Consider the following 15,831-nt stretch of genomic DNA (forward strand, 5'->3'; position numbering starts at 1 on the left):
AGTACGAATTTCTCTGTCAACGTGAGTTGCGGCCAGGGCCGGACAGCGCACCGGCGCCCAGGTCGAGCAGCTCCGCGGCCAGGTCCCGGCCGAGTCGCTCCGCTTCGCTCTTGTCCGCGACGGCCGACGCGCGGATCAGTTCCACGGACTCCCCGTCGAGTCCGGCGGCGGCGACCCCCCGCAGCGAGACGCGCTCGACCACCGAGCCGTCCGCGTCGAGGTCCTCCACCACCTCTGCCAGTGCACCCACGGGCGCGCTGCAACCGGCTTCGAGCGCCGCCAGCATGGCGCGCTCCGCCGTCGCGGCGACCCGCGTCGCCTCGTCGTCCACAGTGGACCGAAGCAGGTGTTCGATGTCCACGTCGTCGACGCGGCACTCCACCGCCAGCGCCCCCTGAGCGGGCGCGGGCAGCATCTGGATCGGGTCCAGGGTCTCGGTGATCTCGCCCGCCCGGCCGAGGCGCGCGAGGCCTGCCCTGGCCAGCACGACCGCGTCCAGCTCACCGTCGGTGACCTTCCGCAGCCGGGTGTCTATGTTGCCCCGGATCGGCACGATCTCCAAACCGAGCCCGAGCGCCTGCAGCTGCGCCGACCGCCGCGGCGAGCCCGTGCCGACCTTCGCGCCGCGCGGCAGCTCGCCCAGCGTCAGCCCGTCGCGGGCGATCAACGCGTCACGCGGGTCCTCGCGCAGCGGCACCGCCGCCAGCACGATGCCGGGCTCGGGCGCGGTCGGCAGGTCCTTGTACGAGTGGATCGCGACGTCGACCTGCTTGTTCAGCAGGGCCTCACGCAGCGCCGACGTGAACACGCCGACCCCGATCTCGGCGATCGGCGCGTGCGACCGGTCACCGGGGGTGGAGACCTTGACGATCTCGACGTTCTCGCCCGCGCGGCGCAACGCGTCGGCGATGGTCCCGGTCTGGGCGAGGGCGAGCGCGCTGCCCCGGGTACCGATCCTGATGGTTCGTGTCACTGGCTTTCACCGTCTGTGTTGGGTTGGGGAGAGGGGCTCGCGACGACGGCGGGCGAAGCGGGGTCGAGCTCGAAGAGTTCCCGCAACGCGCTCGCGTAATCGGTCCCCTGCGCGTCGGCCGCGAGCTGCTTGACCCGCACGGTCGGTGCGTGCAGCAGCTTGTCCACGACGCGGCGCACGGTGCGCGCGAACTCGTCGCGCACGCCGGGTTCGAGGCCGGGCAGGCGGTGGTCGAGCCGCAGCAGCTCCGCGTCGACCACCTCGGCGGCCCGCTTGCGCAGCGCCGTCACGGTCGGGGTGACCGCGGCGCTGCGCTGGCCCGCCAGGTACTCGCGCACCTCGTCGAGCACGATGCCGGTGGCACGGGCGATCTGCTTCGCGGACGAGCGGCCTCCGGTGTCGTCCATCCGGCGCCGCACGGTCTCCAGGTCCACCACGCGCACGTCCGGCACCGCGGCGACCGCCGGGTCCACGTCGCGGGGCAGGCCGAGGTCGCAGATCACCAGCTCACGGCCGTGGCGCGGCAGGATGTGCTCGGCGGCCAGCACGACGTCCTGCGCACCGGTGCAGCTCACCGCGAGGTCCGCCTCGGCGAGGCGCACGGCCAGCTCGTCCATGCCGGCGGCGACCGCGGGCACGCCCAGCTCGCTCACGTTCGCCGCGAGCCGCTGCGCGTTCTCCAGCGTGCGGTTGACCACCGTGATCCGGCCGATGCCCGCCTTGCGCAGCTGGCTCGCCGACAACGCCCCCATCGAGCCGGCGCCGACGATCACCGCGTGCTTGCCCGTGAGGTCCGGCGCCTCGCCCAGCGCCTCCGACACGACGGAGGCGCCGAGGGCGTCCAGCCCGGTCTCGCTGTGCACGCGCTTGCCGACGCGCAGGGTGGTCTGGATCAGCTCGTGCAGCGTGCGGCCGACTGTGCCGGCCTCGCGCGCGGTGGCGTAGGCGTTGCGGACCTGGCCGAGGATCTGCGTCTCGCCGACGACCATCGAGTCCAGGCCCGAGGCCACCGAGAAGATGTGCTCGACGGCGGCACCCGCGTAGTGCACGTACAGGTGGTCGTACAGGTCGGCCGGGGTGCACCCGGCCTGCTGCGCCAGCACCTCGGACACGTCGGCGAGGCCGCCGTGGAAGGTCTCGACGACCGCGTAGACCTCGATGCGGTTGCAGGTGGAGACGAGCATCGCCTCGTCGACGTGCTGGGACTGCTGCAGCTGGTGCAGCACCTTCTCCAGCTCGTCGGCGCCGATCGCGGCCCGCTCCAGCGTCCGCAGGTCGGCGGTCCGGTACGACAGCCCCACGGCCAAGACAGACACTTACGGCACCACCATTCCGTTGCCCACCGCGTGGGACCCCTTCTTCTCGTCAGCGCGCCGGGCCACGTGGAAGGACAGGATCTGCAGCTCCACCGCGAGATCCACCTTCCGCACCTCGATGTGTTCCGGTACCTGCAGCACCACGGGCGCGAAGTTCAGGATGCACTGCACGCCGCCGGCGACCAAGCGGTCGCACACCGACTGCGCGGCGGTCGGCGGGGTCGCGATGACCCCGATGGAGATGCCGCGCTCGGCACACACCTCCGGAATGTCGTCCAGGTGCGACACCGGGATCCCGCCGACGGGCACCCCGATCAGGTCGGGGTCGACGTCGAACAGCGCTTCGACGGGAAAACCCCTGCCGGGGAACCCGCCGTAGTTGGCCAACGCGTGACCGAGGTTGCCGATTCCCACCACGGCGACCTTGTGCTGCCTGGTCAGACCGAGTGTGCGCTCGATCTGGCCCACCAGGACCCGCACGTCGTAACCCACGCCACGAGTGCCGTAGGACCCCAGGTACGACAGGTCCTTGCGCAGCTTCGCGGAGTTCACGCCCGCGGCGGTCGCCAGCTCCTCGCTCGCCACCGTGGTCGAGCCCTGCTCGGCCATCGCGGACAGCACCCGCAGGTAGACGGCGAGGCGCGCGACCGCGGCTTCGGGGATGGACCGGACGCGGACCGGGTCACCATCGGTGACCGCGGGCATCTCGGCGGTGGGGGCGTTGTCGGCGTCGAAGGGGACCTCGGCGCCGTTCCGCCGGCCACGCCGTGCCACCACGCTGGCCTCCTCGTCAGACACCGTCAACACCGCTTCGCTACCGCTTGGAGAAAGTTCCTCTTGACCCGGGAAGCGAAGTCCGGTTCGATGCCGGGGCTACGCGGGGCCTCGCACTACGGTAGTCCACTTGTGAACGCAGGCACAAAGTCGCTGGTCGCGGGCATGACCGGCGACACACCGGCGGCTCAGCGGGCCGAGAAGGTGATCGTGTGCCAGCCGGTCGCGCCGTCGGGGACGACGTCGGCCACCTGGTCGGTCTGCGTGTAGCCGTCGCGGTCGGTGGCGCGGACGGCCACGCTGTGGCTGCCCGCCGGCGCGTCCACCTCCGCCCACCACATGCGCCACGTGTCGGTGGAGACCTCCGCGGAGAGCACGGCCTGCTGCCACGGGCCGCCGTCCAGGCGCACCTCCACCCTGTCGATGCCGGTGTGCTGCGCCCACGCGATGCCCGCGACGCTGACCTTGCCCGCCGCGACGTGGCCGTTCGGGGCGTCGATGCGCGACTCGGTCTTGATCGGCCCTTGCTCGGCCCAGCCGCGCTGCAGCCAGTACGCCTGCTTCGCGTCCCACGTGGTCAGTTCGAGGTCGGTGACCCACTTCGTCGCCGACACGTAGCCGTACAGCCCCGGCACCACGAGCCGCGCCGGGAAGCCGTGCTCGACGGGCAGCGGCTCGCCGTTCATCCCGATCGCGAGCATCGCGCCACGGCCGGGTTCGAGGAGCGTAGAGACGGGCGTGCCCGCGGTGAAGCCGTCCGCGCTGGTCGAGAACAGCTGCTCCGCGCCCTCCCGCACACCGGCTTCCCGCAGCAGCTCCGCCAGGTCGACGCCCAGGAACCGCGAGGTCGAGATGTACGGGCCGCCGACGGGGTTGGACACGCAGCACAACGTGATGATCCGCTCGACGAGCGGGCGGTTCCGGATGTCGGCGTAGGTGAACGTCAGCTCCCGGTCGACCATCCCGTGGATGCGCAGCGTCCAGTCCTCCGCAGGCACCTGCGGCAGCACGAGCGCGGTGTCGATCCGGTAGAAGTCCGCGTTGGGCGTGATGAACGTCGGCGTGCCGAGCTTCGCGAAGTCGGCGTCGGCGGGCACGGGTGGCGCGGGCCGGGCCGGGGTGAGCGGCCCGACGGCGGCACGCGACGCGTCGGCGTTCTTGCGCGAACCGAGCCACTGCCCCACCCCACCGGCGACACCGGCCGCCACCGCGGTCGCCAGGAACCGCCTGCGGCTGTCCGAAACACCCCGCGACAACGCCGCGCCGTGCAGCCAGCGGAACACCAGCACCCCGGCGACGAGGCTCGCCAGCGGGGCGGCGAGCGCGAGCTGTCCCAGGTCGGGACGGCCGTAGACCGCGACTCCCCCGAGCACGCCGAACACCGCGATGACGACCTGCCCCGGCAGCGCCCGCTCACGGGAGATCAGCCCCGCGACGACCGCCAGCGCGACCATCACCACGGCCATCCCGGCCAGCAGCACCGTCTTGTCGTGCGTGCCGAACGAGCTGACCGCGAAGTCCTTGAGCCAGGACGGGGTGAGGTCGATCGCCGCGTTCCCCACGGCCAGGTACGGCGAGGCGCCGCGGCCGACGAACGCGGCCACGAGGTGCCCGGCACCGAGCGCGGCGGCGAGCGACAGCACGCCGGTCCACGCCGCGACCGCGGAGGTGAGCCGGGGCGGGGCTTCGCGCAGGACGGTGGTCACGCCGCCATTGTTCGCGCGAGCCCGTCGGATCAGCGTCCGGTCGCGGTTACGAGAGCCTTACGGAAGCGGTCTTCCTCGACCTTCCAGTACCCGTGCTCGGCGCCGTCGATGAGGATCACCGGCACCCGGTCGCCGTACTCGGCACGCCACTCGGGGTCGGAGTCCACGTCCGCCGTGGCCCATTCGACGCCCAGCTCGCCGCAGATCCGCTCGACGTCCCGCTCGGCCTGCTCGCAGGCGTGGCAGCCCTGGCGGCTCATGACCGTCACCTGTGTCATGACCGCAAACGTACCCGCCGCAGCTTGCCCGTCGGCGAATGCGGCAGGGACTCGGCGAACTCGACCGTGCGCGGCACCTTGTACCCGGCGAGCAGCTCCGCGCAGTGGTCGACGACCTGCTGCTCGGACAACGCGGCGCCCGCGGCGGGCACCACGAACGCCTTCACGGACTCGCCGCTGCGCTCGTCGAGCACGCCGACGACGGCGACCTCCGCGACGCCCGGCAGCGTGGCGATGACCTCCTCGACCTCGTGCGGGAACACGTTGAAGCCGTTGACGATGATCAGGTCGTTCGCGCGGTCCACGAGGTGCAGGTCGCCGTCGGTGTCGAGGTAGCCGACGTCGCCGGTGCGGTACCAGCCGTCCTCGTCCGGGCCGTGCGCGCCGTCGGGCCAGTAGCCGGAGAACAGGTTCGCGCCGCGCACGGACACGAGCCCGGCGCCCGCGTCCTCCTCCACGAAGGCGTCGTCGAGGTCGTCGGGGTCCAGCGGCACGGGCTCGGCGAGGCCGTCCGACTCCACCAGCCGCAGCTCGACGCCGGGCAGCGGTCGCCCGACGGAGCCCGGCTTGGGGTAGCCCGTGACGAGCGTCGACGTCAGCACGGGCGCGGTCTCGGTGAGCCCGTACCCCTCGAAGATCCCCAGGCCCGTCTTCTCCCGCACGGTCGCGAGCACCTTGGGGTGCAACGGCGCCGCACCCGAGGTCAGCAGCCGCACGGAGGCGAAGCTCGCACGCAGCTCGTCGGCGTCCATCCGGGCGAACTCGGCGTACATCGCGGGCACGCCGCCGATCACGGTCACCTGGTGCTCGGCGCAGATCCGCAGCGCGGCGGCCGGGTCGAACCGTTCGGCGAGCACGGTGGTCGCGCCCACCGAAGCCGAGTGCAGCAGGCCAGGGCCGAGGCCGTAGACGTGGAACAGCGGGATGGCGAGCAGCACGCGGTCCTCGTGCTCCGGCGTGCCGGGGACCGCCCCGACCTGCTCGACGTTCGCCAGGAGCGCGCGGTGCGACAGCATCACGCCGCGCGAGGGCCCGGTGGTGCCGGAGGTGTACGACAGCACGGCGATGTCCTCGCCGCCATCGGCCGCCTCGACGGGCTCCCCCGGCCCGGCCTGGGGCGGCACATCACCGGGCTCGCGCCCGACGACGAGCCGCGCGCCGCTGTGCTCGACGATGCCGCGGAACTCGGGTTCGGGGGCCAGCGGGGAGACCGGGACCGCGATCGCGCCGGCGCGGGCCGCGGCGAACAGCGCCACTGCGAAGTCCGCCGACGTCGGCAGCCGCAGGAGCACCCTGTCCCCCTCGGCGACGCCGTGCTCGCGGAGGGCACGGACCTGTCCGTGCACCGCCGCATCCAGCTCCGACCAGGTGAAACGCGTGTCCGCCGTGGTGTCGGCGAGCGCGGGTGCGTCCGGCCACCGGCGCGCGGCGGCGGTGAGCAGATCGGCGATGTTGGCCATGTCGCCCGTGCCTCCTCCCGCCTCCCGTCAGGGGGAGGCTCGCGGATCGTCGCACTTCCGCAACAGACACCACTACCTACTTCCGGGTAACAACACGTATGCTGCTCTCGCGCCCGAGTGGTGGTGATCACTCGGGACGGGACAGAGGAGTCGCCGTGACGAACTGGCTTGCTGCACGCCCGCTGGGGCTGCACGTCGGCACGCTCGCGCGCCCTGTGGACCTGCCGGACGACGAACCCGACTCGTGGGACCTCGTCCACGCCGCCCAGAAGGGCGACAGCACGGCCTTCGGCACGCTCTACGACCGCTACGTCGACGTGGTGTACCGGTACGTCTACTTCCGGCTGGGCGACCGCGAACTGGCCGAGGACATCACCAGCGAGACGTTCCTGCGCGCGCTGCGCCGGATCACGTCCGTGAGCTACCAGGGCCGCGACGTCGGCGCCTGGTTCATCACGATCGCCCGCAACATCGTGTTCGACCACGTCAAGTCGAGCCGGTACAAGCTCGAGGTCGTCACCGACGAGGTGAGCGAGTCCGGCTCGGCGCCGTTCGTCGGCCAGACCACCGACGGGTCCGGCCCCGAACAGCAGGCACTCGCCGGCGCGACCCGGGAGGCACTGCTCAAGTGCATCGCCGAACTGGGCGAGGACCAGCGCGAATGCATCGTGCTGCGGTTCATCCAGGGCCTGTCGCTGACGGAGACCGCGCAGATCATGAAGCGCAACGAAGGCGCGATCAAGGCGCTGCAGCACCGGGCGGTGCGGAAGCTGGCGCAATCGTTGCCCCCGGCGTGGCGTTGAACCCGTAACACCCCGGGGGTATCGGTCGTTCACCAGTCGTGGACGTGCCCGGGTGGTCAGGACGCGACCTGGAGGTCATCTCCGGGCTGCGCCGGCTCGGCGACGCCGCGAAACCGGACGCCGCCACCCGGGAGCGCATCAAGGACGGCATCCTCGAACGGCTGGCCGAGCAGGAACGGCAGCGGCCCTCACGACGACGGCGGATCCTCGCCGAGGTGCTCGCGGCCGCGGTCGCGCTCGTCGTCGCACTCGGCGGGATCGGCCTGCTGTTGTCGCGGAACGCGTTGCCCGGCGACCCGTTGTACGGCGTCAAGCGCGCGGGTGAGTCGGCCGAGCTGGGGCTCGCGTTCGGCGACTCGGCGAAGGCGCAGAAGCACCTGGAGTTCGCGGCGAACCGGCTCGACGAGCTGAAGGCGCTCGCGGGGGCGGACGCGGGGGCGGACGCGGGCGCCTACCGGGCCGCGTTCACGGACTTCCAGTACGAGGCCAAGCTCGGTACCGCCGTCCTCACGCAGCTGGCCACGCAGGGCAGCGGGCAGCAGCTCGACCAGCTGCGCACGTGGTCCCGCGACCAGCGCGGGAAGCTCGACGCGGTGGAGTCCGCCGTCCCGTCCGCCGCGCTGCCCCAGTTCACCTCTTCGGCGGAACTCCTCGACCGGATCGAGGCACGGGCCCAGACGCTGCTCGCCCGGCTGGACTGCTTCCGCATCACCACCGGCCAGCTGGACGACCTCGGCGCGGTGCCGGAGTCGGGCTCGTGCGCGCCGCCGACGGACGCGCTCATCGGGCAGCAGCCCCCGGTCCCGGCGCCGACCGCGCCGAGCAGCGAAGCGCCGCCCGCGCGGCAAACCACCACGTCCACGCCCTCGCCGGTGTCCTCGCCGCAGCTGCCGACGCCCCCGTTGCCGCACTCGCCGACGGTTTCGGCGCCCTCGGCGGTCGAGCCGCCGGTGCTCGCGCCGACCAGTCCGAGGCTGCCGTCGACGACCACGACGCAGCCGCCGTTGATCTCCCTCCCGCCCCTGCTCCCCGGCCTTCCCGGGGTGGGGATCGGCTGACCGGAATCGCTACGCTGGCAGTCCGGACACCCGCGATTCAGGAGGCGGTCTGCGTGTGGCGCGGCAGGGGCAAGGGCCCGGAACTCGAACGACTCGCCACGCTCGCGGGCGAGGCGTCGGCCGATGCCGCCGTCGCGATGGAGACCGCGCAGCTCGACGGCGTCGAGCTGCCACCGCCGCCCGCCACGCCCGACCTCACCGCGGCCGCGTTCTTCGACGTCGACAACACGATGATGATGGGCGCGTCGATCTTCCACTTCGCGCGCGGGCTCGCCGCCCGCAAGTACTTCACGGCCTCCGACCTCGCCGGGTTCGCCTGGCGGCAGGTGAAGTTCCGCGTGGGCGGGCGCGAGACGCAGGACAGCGTGAAGGCCAGCCGTGAGCAGGCGTTGTCGTTCGTGGCGGGCAAGACCGTGCAGGAGATGACCGAGGTCGGCGAGGAGATCTACGACGAGCTGATGGCCGACAAGATCTGGGCGGGCACGCGCGCGCTGGCCCAGATGCACCTCGACGCCGGGCAGCGGGTGTGGCTCGTGACGGCGACGCCGGTGGAGCTGGCGGCGATCATCTCGCGACGGCTCGGCCTGACGGGCGCGCTCGGCACGGTCGCGGAGCACGTCGACGGCGTGTACACCGGCCGGCTCGTCGGGGACCTGCTGCACGGCCGCGCGAAGGCGCACGCGGTGCGGGCGCTGGCGGCGCGCGAGGGGCTGAACCTGCGGCGCTGCACGGCGTACTCGGACTCGTCCAACGACATCCCGATGCTGTCGGTCGTCGGCACCGCGGTGGCGGTGAACCCGGACGCCGGGCTGCGGGAGATCGCGCGCGCCAGGGGCTGGGAGATCCGCGACTTCCGCACCGGCCGCAAGGCGGCGAAGATCGGGGTGCCGTCGGTGCTGGGCGCCGGTGCGGTCGCGGGCGCGGTCGCCGTGGGGATGGCCTACCGGCGCAGGTGAGCCAGGCCTTGACCTGAAGCTTACTCGAGCTTTTACCGTCGGTGCCATGACGGACACGACGGCGGCACCCGTGCGGCGCGGGCCACGGGCACTGCTGGCGGCACTGCTCGGCGCCAGCACGATGACGATCATGGCGAGCGCGACGATCACGCCCGCGCTGCCGGGGATGGCCGAGCACTTCGCGGCGACCCCGCACGCCGGTGTCCTGGTGCGCCTCGTCCTCACCCTGCCGGGGCTCGCGATCCTGCTCTCCGCCCCCGTCATCGGCCGCGTGAGCGTGCGGGCCGGGCGTGTGCGCGTGCTCGCGGCGTGCCTGGTGCTCTACGTCGTGGGTGGCGGTTCGGGCCTGGTACTGAACTCGCTGCCCGCGTTGCTCGCCGGGCGTGCGGTGCTCGGGGTCGGGATCGCCGGGATCATGGCCACTTCCACAGCGCTGCTGGCGGACCACCACCCGCCCGCCGAACACGGCCGCGTGCTCGGCTTGCAGGGCGCGGCCATGGGCTTCGGCGGCGTCGTCTCGCTGCTGCTGGGCGGACTGCTCGCCTCGCTCAGCTGGCGTGGTCCCTTCGCGGTCTACCTGCTGGGCGTCCCGCTGCTGGTGCTGGTGCTGCGGTACGTCTCCGACGTCCCGGTCGCGACCACGGGCCGGACGGCCACCACCGGGGCGTGGCAGCCGCGCCTGCTCGGCCTGTACGCCCTCGTGTTCCTCGGGATCCTGGTGTTCTACGTCGTGCCGACGCAGGCGCCGTTCTGGCTGGGGCAGATCGGCGGGGCGGGCCCGGCGCTGACGGGAGCGATGCTGGCCGCGCTCAACCTGGTGATGACCGTGGTCGGGCTCAGTTTCCGGCGGCTCAGGGAGGGCCGGAGCTTCCGGGTGCTGGCCATCAGCCTGTTCGCGGCCTACGCGGCCGGTCTCGTCGTGCTCGGGCTCGCGGGTTCGCTGTGGGTCGCCGGGCTGGGCATCCTCGTCGTCGGCCTCGGGGTGGGCCTGCAGAACCCGACGTTCAACGGCTGGGTCGTCGCCTCGGTCGCCCCCGCCGCCAGGACCGCGGCACTGGGGCTGCTGACGTCGGCGATGTTCCTGGCCCAGTTCCTCTCGCCCCTGCTCGCCCAGCCGGTGATCGACGCCGTGGGGCTCGGCCCGATGTTCCTGTGCTCGGCCGCGCTCGGCGCGTTCGTCGCCCTGCTGCTACTGGTGGCCGGGAGCCGACTCGCCCAGCCGGACCGCGCGGCGTAGGTCGCCGGCGTAGGCCTCGGGCTGCTCCCACGCGGCGAAGTGACCGCCTGCGGCGTGTTCCACGTACTCACGCACGTTGAGAAACGCCTCGGCGTAACTCCGCGGCTCCGGTTTCGTGTCGTGCGGGAACACGGAGAGCACGGTCGGCGTCTCGACCCGGCTGGGTACGGCGGCCGGTTCGGCGTAGGTGGCGAACGAGGTGCCGATCGTGCCGGTGACCCAGTAGGCGCTGATCCAGGTGAGCAGCTCGTCCCGGGTGAACGCCGATTCGCCGGACCACGCCTGGAGTTTCTCGGCGATCCACGCCGCGAGGCCCGCGGGCGAGTCGCCGAGGGCGACGGCGAGCGTGTTCGGCCGCATCGACTGCTCCGCGATGTACCCGCCCTCGGCCCGGAACCACTGTCCGGTCCGGCCGAGGTAGGCCGCCGCGTCGGGCGCGAGCTTCGCCGGGTCGGCCGTCAGCGCGTGTTGCGGGGCGACGTTCGTGAGGTGCAACGCGGCCACGCGGTCCGGGTGTTCGGCGGCGAGGATTTCCGCGACGGTGCCACCGACGTCGCCGCCGGACAGCGTGTACCGCGAGTACCCGAGTTCGTCGAGCCCGGCGGCGACGATTCCGGCGATCCGGTTCACCGACATCCCCGACGTGGTGAGCGGGGCCGCGAACGGGAAGCCGGGCAGCGCCGGGACGACCACGTGCAGGTCCGCGAGCAACGGCAGCACGCGCTCGAACCGCAACACCGAATCCGGCCACCCGTGCAACAGCACGACGACCGGGGCGGCCGGATTCGCGGAGCGCTGGTGGATCATCCCCAGTTCGGTGTCGCCGGACCCCGTGGTCACCCAGGGGTACGCGGCTATGCGGCGCTCGTGCGTGCCCCAGTCGTAGCCGTTCGCCCAGTGTTCGAGCAGGTCGTCGAGGCGGCTGCCGCCGAGGCCGCGCTTCGGGTCCTCGGCCCAGGGTGTCGCGACGCGGCGCGTGCGGCGGAGCCGGTCCCGCAGTTCGAAAGTCATGTGTACGACCATACACACGATGTGTATCCTCGTACACATGCATTCCCGCGACTCGGCCGCGACCAAGCAGCGGATCCTGAAGCACGCGCGACAGCAGTTCGCCCGGCACGGCTTCGCGGCGATCACCGTCAAGGGCGTCGCGGACGCGGCAGGCGTGTCGCCCAACCTCATCACGCGGTACTTCGGCGGGAAGGACGGTCTGTTCCTGGCGGCGGCCCAGGTGGAAATCCCGGTCGAGATCTCCTTCGACGGCCCCCGCTCCTCGCTCGGCGCCCGCCTGGCGGCGAGCATCGTCCAGCGCTGGTTCGGCTCGCCGGGCGAGGACCCGCTGCTCGTGCTGCAGCGTGCGTCCGGGGAACGCCCGGAGGCGGCGGAGGCGCTGGCCACCTTCCTGGACACGAACTCGCTGGAGCCGCTGCACCGCTACCTGCGCGAGAGCGGCCTGGACGACGCCGAGGCCCGCAACCGCGCAGCGGCGATCGACGCGTTCGTCCTCGGCGTCTCCACGCGCCGCCGGGTGTTGCGCGCCGAACTCGGCGACCCCGCCGAGCTCCGGTCCTGGCTCGCCACCACCATCCAGCGTCTCGCCGACGGCAGGTGAGCGTCAGCCCTTGAAAACGCTTTCCCGCTGGTCCAGCCGGGCGTAGAGGGTCTGCTGGATCGACTCGCGCACCTGGTCGGTCAGGCTGAACACCAGCATCGGGTCGTCGTGGTCCTCGGCGGGGATGTGGTCGGTGTGGATCGGCTCGCCGAACTCGATCGTCCACTTCGTCGGCAGCGGGAGCGCACCGAGCGGCCCCAGCAGCGGGAAGAACGGCGTGACCGGGAAGTACGGCAGCCCCAGCAACCGCGCCAGCGGCTTGAGGTCGCCGATCTTCGGGTAGATCTCCTCGGCGCCGACGATCGCGCACGGCACGATCGGCACCCCGGTGCGCAAGGCCGCGGACACGAAGCCGCCCCGCCCGAAGCGCTGCAGCTTGTACCGAGCCGAGAACGGTTTCCCGATGCCCTTGAAGCCCTCCGGCCACACCCCGACCAGCTCGCCGGACCGCAGCAGCCGCTCGGCGTCCGGGTGGCACGCGAGCGTTTGCCCCGACTTGCGCGCCAGCTCGCCCAGCAGCGGGGTGCGGAACACCAGGTCGGCACCCAGCATGCGCAGGTGCCGGTGCGCGGGGTGCTCGTCGTGCACCGCGACGGCCGTCATCACCGCGTCGAGCGGCACCGTGCCGGAGTGGTTGCACACGATCAGCGCGCCGCCCTCCTTCGGCACGTTGTCGATGCCGTGCGCGCTCACGCGGAACCACTTCTCGTACAGCAGCCGCAACGGCGGGAGCAGCAGGGTTTCGGTGAGTTCGCGGTCGAACCCGAACTCGTCCACCTCGTACTCGCCCGTGAGGCGGTTCCGCAGGAACTTCAGCACCCGCGTGACCGCGTCGGGCCGTTCGTCGACCGGCGCCGGCGCCGGCTCGGGCGGGACGGGGGCGTCGGCCTGCCGGGGCCGCCGCAGGGGGATGACCTGTGCTTCCGTGCTCGTCGTCACTGCCCGCTCCAGGTTCTGTCCGGGATCATCTCGCCTGACCGGTCGCCGCTGCGGCCACGACCCGGTCGGCCAGCGCCGCCAGGTGCTCGCCGGGGACGACGGGGCGCAGCCCGCGGCCGCGCACGTAGTCTTCGAACGCCGCGGCCGTCGTCCACCGCGGGCGGTACCCGAAGGTCCGCTTCAGCCGCGTGGTGTCCACGACGCGGCCGTAGTTCAGCAGCCGCACCTGGTCGGTCGAGAAGTCGACCACGCGGGCGCCCCGCAGCACCTTGGCCACCGAGGGGAGCAGCGGCCGCGGCACCGGCAGTTCGACCCTGCCCGCCCTGCGCAGGGCCTGCCCGAGGGTGAGTACCCCGTCCGCCGCGACGTTGAACACCCCCCGGCCGGTCCTCGAGCGTCGCCAGCTCCAGCACGGTGAGCGCGTCCGAGGCGTGCAGCAGCTGCAGCCGGGCGTCGTAGCCGAGCACGCTCGGCACCACGGGCAACGCGAAGTACCGGGCCAGCACCGTGTCCACGTCCGGGCCGATGATGTTCGCGAACCGCAGCGTCGTGATCGTCAGGTCGGGCCTGCGGCGGGCGAGCCCCCGCACGTAGCCCTCCATCTCGATGGCGTCCTTCGCGTAGCCCGTCGAGGACGCCGGGATCAGCTCGGAGTCCTCGGTGAAGACGGCGGGCGAGCTCGCGTCGGCGCCGTAGACCGCGGTGGTGGACTTGACGACGAGCTTGCGCACGGACGCCGAACGCTGGCACGCGGCGAGCAACCGCATCGTGCCGATGACGTTGACCTCCTTGAGCGCGCCGCGGCGGGCGGGCCCGGCGGGGTGGCACGTCGTCGCGGCGTGCACGACGGTGCCGACCCGCGCGTCGGAGATGATCTTGGCGATCAGCGGGTTGCGGATGTCGGCACGGACGAACTCGGCACGCCCCAGCCGCCGCAGCACGTGCGGGCGCGGCGGCGTCGTGTCCACCCCGAGGACCCGGGCGAACGCGGGGCTGGCGCCGAGCCTGGCGAGCAGGCGGCTCCCGAGTTCACCTCCGACCCCGGTGACGAGCACGACTTCGGACGGCATGGCACCCCCTGGTCACAGGGCTGGAGTTCCGGCGGCGGTGGCGATGCTACCGCGCGCCCCGAACGGCGTCAGGGGCCAGAAAGCCCCGGTCCACGCCCGGTCACCGCCGCCACCCAAACGGACGCGACCCGCCCGGGTGTCCGGACGGGTCGCGTCGAAGAAGCGTCAGCGGGGTGTCACTTACCCTGCTTGCGACGCTGCATCCGCGTGCGGCGCAGCAGCTTGCGGTGCTTCTTCTTGGACATGCGCTTGCGGCGCTTCTTGATCACCGAGCCCACAGGTGCTCCTTCACGTTTCCCGTCGATCCGACGCTGCCCGGCGCAGCGTCCATCGGTTGGAGCGCACAGGCGCGAGCGGTCTCCCAGATTACCCGTGGGCTCTGGACACAAGCGCAGCCCCCCACCTAGCCGACGTCGTAATAGGCGCCTTCCAGGTATTGGTGCACTGCTTTCTCGGGCACGCGGAACGACTTGCCGACCCTCACGGCCGGCAGCTCGCCCGAGTGCACGAGGCGGTAGACGGTCATCTTGGAGACCCGCATCAGCGAGGCCACCTCGGCGACCGTCAGGAACTGGACCTGCCCGACAGCGGGCACGTCCTTCTTGTTCGACGGCATACGTCACCGTGCCCTTCGACACGCGTCGTGCCGCTCGGCTTCCCCACCGGCGGTTCGACACGCACGTGCTTTACCCATGAGGGTAGCGGGACTGATGGGACCAGTGCGACGTCTGCCGGGGTAATTGGTCCAACCGGGCGCGTTCACCTGCGGATCGTGGCTACTTCCGAGCCTCCGAGATCCACTTCCGGCACCGTTCGGCGCAGCGCGGTGTGACGCGCTTGTTGACGCAGCGTCACTTACCGAGTTCGACCGACCGGTCCCGCGCCGCCTCGATGGCGTCCAGCATCGCCGCGCGGACGCCGTGCTTCTCCAGTTCGCGGATGGCGTTGATGGTCGTGCCCGCCGGGGACGTGACGGCCTCCCGCAGGATCACCGGGTGCTCGGTGCTCTGCGCCAGCATCTTCGCCGCCCCGACGGCCGACTGGACGATCAGCTTCTCGGCGACCGCGCGCGGCAGGCCCAGCAGGATGCCGGCGTCGATCATGGCCTCGACCAGGTAGAAGAAGTACGCCGGCCCGGAACCGGACAGCGCGGTCACGGCGTCCTGCTGCGACTCGGGCACCTCGATGACCTGACCGACCGACGACAGCAGCTCCTTCACCAGCGCCACGTGCCCGGCCGTCGCGTGCGTGCCGGGCGAGATCGCGCTCATCGCCTCGCCGACCACCATCGGCGTGTTCGGCATGACCCGCACCACCGGCACGCCGTCGGGCAGCCTGCGCTCGTACAGCGACGTCGGCAGCCCCGCGCACAGCGAAACGACCAGCGTCCCGGGGCCGACGGCGGGCGCCAGCGCGGTCAGCACGGGATCGATGTCCTGGGGCTTCACCGCGACGACGAGGACGTCGGCCCGCTTCGCCGCCTCCTCGACCTCGACACCCGCGATGCCGTACCGGTCGGTGATCCTGGCCGCCTGCTCCGGATGCCGCTCGGTGAACAGCAGCTCGTCCGCGCTGCGGCCGCCCTTCAGCAGCCCCGCCAGCAGCGCTTCACCGATCTTGCCCGCACCCAGCACCGCGATCGTCGTCAT

At 72.2% G+C, this 15,831-nt stretch carries 16 protein-coding genes and 1 pseudogene; 5 read left to right on the forward strand and 12 right to left on the reverse strand.

Going from position 1 to position 15,831, the window contains the following annotated elements; all coding sequences use genetic code 11:
• Positions 1-16: 16 nt before the first annotated feature.
• The 6 genes from hemC to ABFX51_RS29000 form a co-directional block, all read right to left on the reverse strand.
• Positions 17-973, reverse strand: coding sequence for a hydroxymethylbilane synthase (gene hemC / locus ABFX51_RS28975; RefSeq protein ID WP_177228996.1), 957 nt, complete (start codon positions 971-973; stop codon positions 17-19).
• Positions 970-2,289: a glutamyl-tRNA reductase gene (locus ABFX51_RS28980; RefSeq protein WP_346055549.1), complete on the reverse strand. Its 1,320-nt coding sequence runs from the start codon at positions 2,287-2,289 to the stop codon at positions 970-972. Before ABFX51_RS28980 ends, hemC begins: the two co-directional genes overlap by 4 nt.
• Positions 2,290-3,066 (reverse strand): redox-sensing transcriptional repressor Rex, encoded by a 777-nt coding sequence (locus tag ABFX51_RS28985; RefSeq protein ID WP_346055569.1) that lies wholly within the window; start codon positions 3,064-3,066, stop codon positions 2,290-2,292. It abuts the gene before it with no gap.
• Between the two features lie 185 nt (positions 3,067-3,251).
• On the reverse strand, positions 3,252-4,769 hold the full coding sequence (locus tag ABFX51_RS28990; protein ID WP_346055550.1) for a molybdopterin-dependent oxidoreductase: 1,518 nt from the start codon (positions 4,767-4,769) through the stop codon (positions 3,252-3,254).
• 29 nt (positions 4,770-4,798) lie between these two features.
• A complete protein-coding gene (locus tag ABFX51_RS28995; RefSeq protein WP_091516274.1) occupies positions 4,799-5,047 on the reverse strand; it encodes a glutaredoxin family protein in 249 nt (82 codons plus the stop codon).
• The gene (locus tag ABFX51_RS29000) at positions 5,044-6,507 is read right to left on the reverse strand and encodes an AMP-binding protein (protein WP_346055551.1); all 1,464 of its coding nucleotides are present in this window, start codon (positions 6,505-6,507) and stop codon (positions 5,044-5,046) included. The genes ABFX51_RS28995 and ABFX51_RS29000 overlap by 4 nt, the downstream gene beginning before the upstream one ends.
• A gap of 155 nt (positions 6,508-6,662) precedes the next feature.
• Between ABFX51_RS29000 and ABFX51_RS29005 the strand changes: the two genes are divergently transcribed.
• The 4 genes from ABFX51_RS29005 to ABFX51_RS29020 are packed head-to-tail and all read left to right on the forward strand — an operon-like array spanning position 6,663 to position 10,561.
• Complete coding sequence (locus tag ABFX51_RS29005) at positions 6,663-7,310, forward strand: sigma-70 family RNA polymerase sigma factor (protein WP_346055552.1); 648 nt, start codon at positions 6,663-6,665, stop codon at positions 7,308-7,310.
• 38 nt (positions 7,311-7,348) lie between these two features.
• Entirely contained in the window at positions 7,349-8,368 is a 1,020-nt protein-coding gene (locus ABFX51_RS29010) for a DUF5667 domain-containing protein (RefSeq protein WP_091516266.1), read from the forward strand.
• A gap of 53 nt (positions 8,369-8,421) precedes the next feature.
• Complete coding sequence (locus ABFX51_RS29015) at positions 8,422-9,324, forward strand: HAD family hydrolase (protein WP_091516264.1); 903 nt, start codon at positions 8,422-8,424, stop codon at positions 9,322-9,324.
• Between the two features lie 46 nt (positions 9,325-9,370).
• The gene (locus ABFX51_RS29020) at positions 9,371-10,561 is read left to right on the forward strand and encodes an MFS transporter (RefSeq protein ID WP_346055553.1); all 1,191 of its coding nucleotides are present in this window, start codon (positions 9,371-9,373) and stop codon (positions 10,559-10,561) included.
• Here ABFX51_RS29020 and ABFX51_RS29025 read toward each other — a convergent pair.
• Complete coding sequence (locus ABFX51_RS29025; protein ID WP_091516259.1) at positions 10,514-11,572, reverse strand: epoxide hydrolase family protein; 1,059 nt, start codon at positions 11,570-11,572, stop codon at positions 10,514-10,516. The two genes, ABFX51_RS29020 and ABFX51_RS29025, sit on opposite strands and share 48 nt — an antisense overlap.
• 37 nt (positions 11,573-11,609) lie before the next feature.
• Between ABFX51_RS29025 and ABFX51_RS29030 the strand changes: the two genes are divergently transcribed.
• Positions 11,610-12,173 (forward strand): TetR/AcrR family transcriptional regulator, encoded by a 564-nt coding sequence (locus tag ABFX51_RS29030; RefSeq protein WP_091516258.1) that lies wholly within the window; start codon positions 11,610-11,612, stop codon positions 12,171-12,173.
• A 3-nt stretch (positions 12,174-12,176) separates the two neighbouring features.
• On the opposite strand, the gene ABFX51_RS29035 is transcribed toward ABFX51_RS29030, so the two are convergent.
• The 5 genes and pseudogenes from ABFX51_RS29035 to proC all read right to left on the reverse strand — a co-directional run bounded on the left by ABFX51_RS29035 (position 12,177) and on the right by proC (position 15,831).
• A complete protein-coding gene (locus ABFX51_RS29035; RefSeq protein ID WP_177228995.1) occupies positions 12,177-13,112 on the reverse strand; it encodes a lysophospholipid acyltransferase family protein in 936 nt (311 codons plus the stop codon).
• Between the two features lie 25 nt (positions 13,113-13,137).
• Positions 13,138-14,182: pseudogene (locus ABFX51_RS29040) on the reverse strand (NAD-dependent epimerase/dehydratase family protein).
• A gap of 176 nt (positions 14,183-14,358) precedes the next feature.
• Positions 14,359-14,460 carry a 30S ribosomal protein bS22 gene (locus tag ABFX51_RS29045; protein WP_017986394.1) on the reverse strand — a complete coding sequence of 34 codons (102 nt, stop codon included), beginning with the start codon at positions 14,458-14,460 and terminating at the stop codon, positions 14,359-14,361.
• Between the two features lie 125 nt (positions 14,461-14,585).
• Positions 14,586-14,798 (reverse strand): helix-turn-helix domain-containing protein, encoded by a 213-nt coding sequence (locus ABFX51_RS29050; protein ID WP_091516249.1) that lies wholly within the window; start codon positions 14,796-14,798, stop codon positions 14,586-14,588.
• Positions 14,799-15,033: 235 nt separating this feature from the next.
• On the reverse strand, positions 15,034-15,831 hold the full coding sequence (proC, locus tag ABFX51_RS29055; protein WP_091516248.1) for a pyrroline-5-carboxylate reductase: 798 nt from the start codon (positions 15,829-15,831) through the stop codon (positions 15,034-15,036).

Origin of the sequence: Amycolatopsis dongchuanensis (assembly GCF_039542405.1) — a bacterium.
GTDB lineage: Bacteria > Actinomycetota > Actinomycetes > Mycobacteriales > Pseudonocardiaceae > Amycolatopsis_E > Amycolatopsis_E sacchari.

Excerpts from the sequence above, each read along its gene's own strand:
- ABFX51_RS28995 (WP_091516274.1), bottom strand. The coding sequence starts at position 5,047 with ATGACACAGGTGACGGTCATGAGCCGCCAGGGCTGCCACGCCTGCGAG.
- ABFX51_RS29000 (WP_346055551.1), bottom strand. The coding sequence starts at position 6,507 with ATGGCCAACATCGCCGATCTGCTCACCGCCGCCGCGCGCCGGTGGCCG.
- ABFX51_RS29020 (WP_346055553.1), top strand. The coding sequence starts at position 9,371 with ATGACGGACACGACGGCGGCACCCGTGCGGCGCGGGCCACGGGCACTG.
- ABFX51_RS29025 (WP_091516259.1), bottom strand. The coding sequence starts at position 11,572 with ATGACTTTCGAACTGCGGGACCGGCTCCGCCGCACGCGCCGCGTCGCG.
- ABFX51_RS29030 (WP_091516258.1), top strand. The coding sequence starts at position 11,610 with ATGCATTCCCGCGACTCGGCCGCGACCAAGCAGCGGATCCTGAAGCAC.
- ABFX51_RS29050 (WP_091516249.1), bottom strand. The coding sequence starts at position 14,798 with ATGCCGTCGAACAAGAAGGACGTGCCCGCTGTCGGGCAGGTCCAGTTC.
- proC (WP_091516248.1), bottom strand. The coding sequence starts at position 15,831 with ATGACGACGATCGCGGTGCTGGGTGCGGGCAAGATCGGTGAAGCGCTG.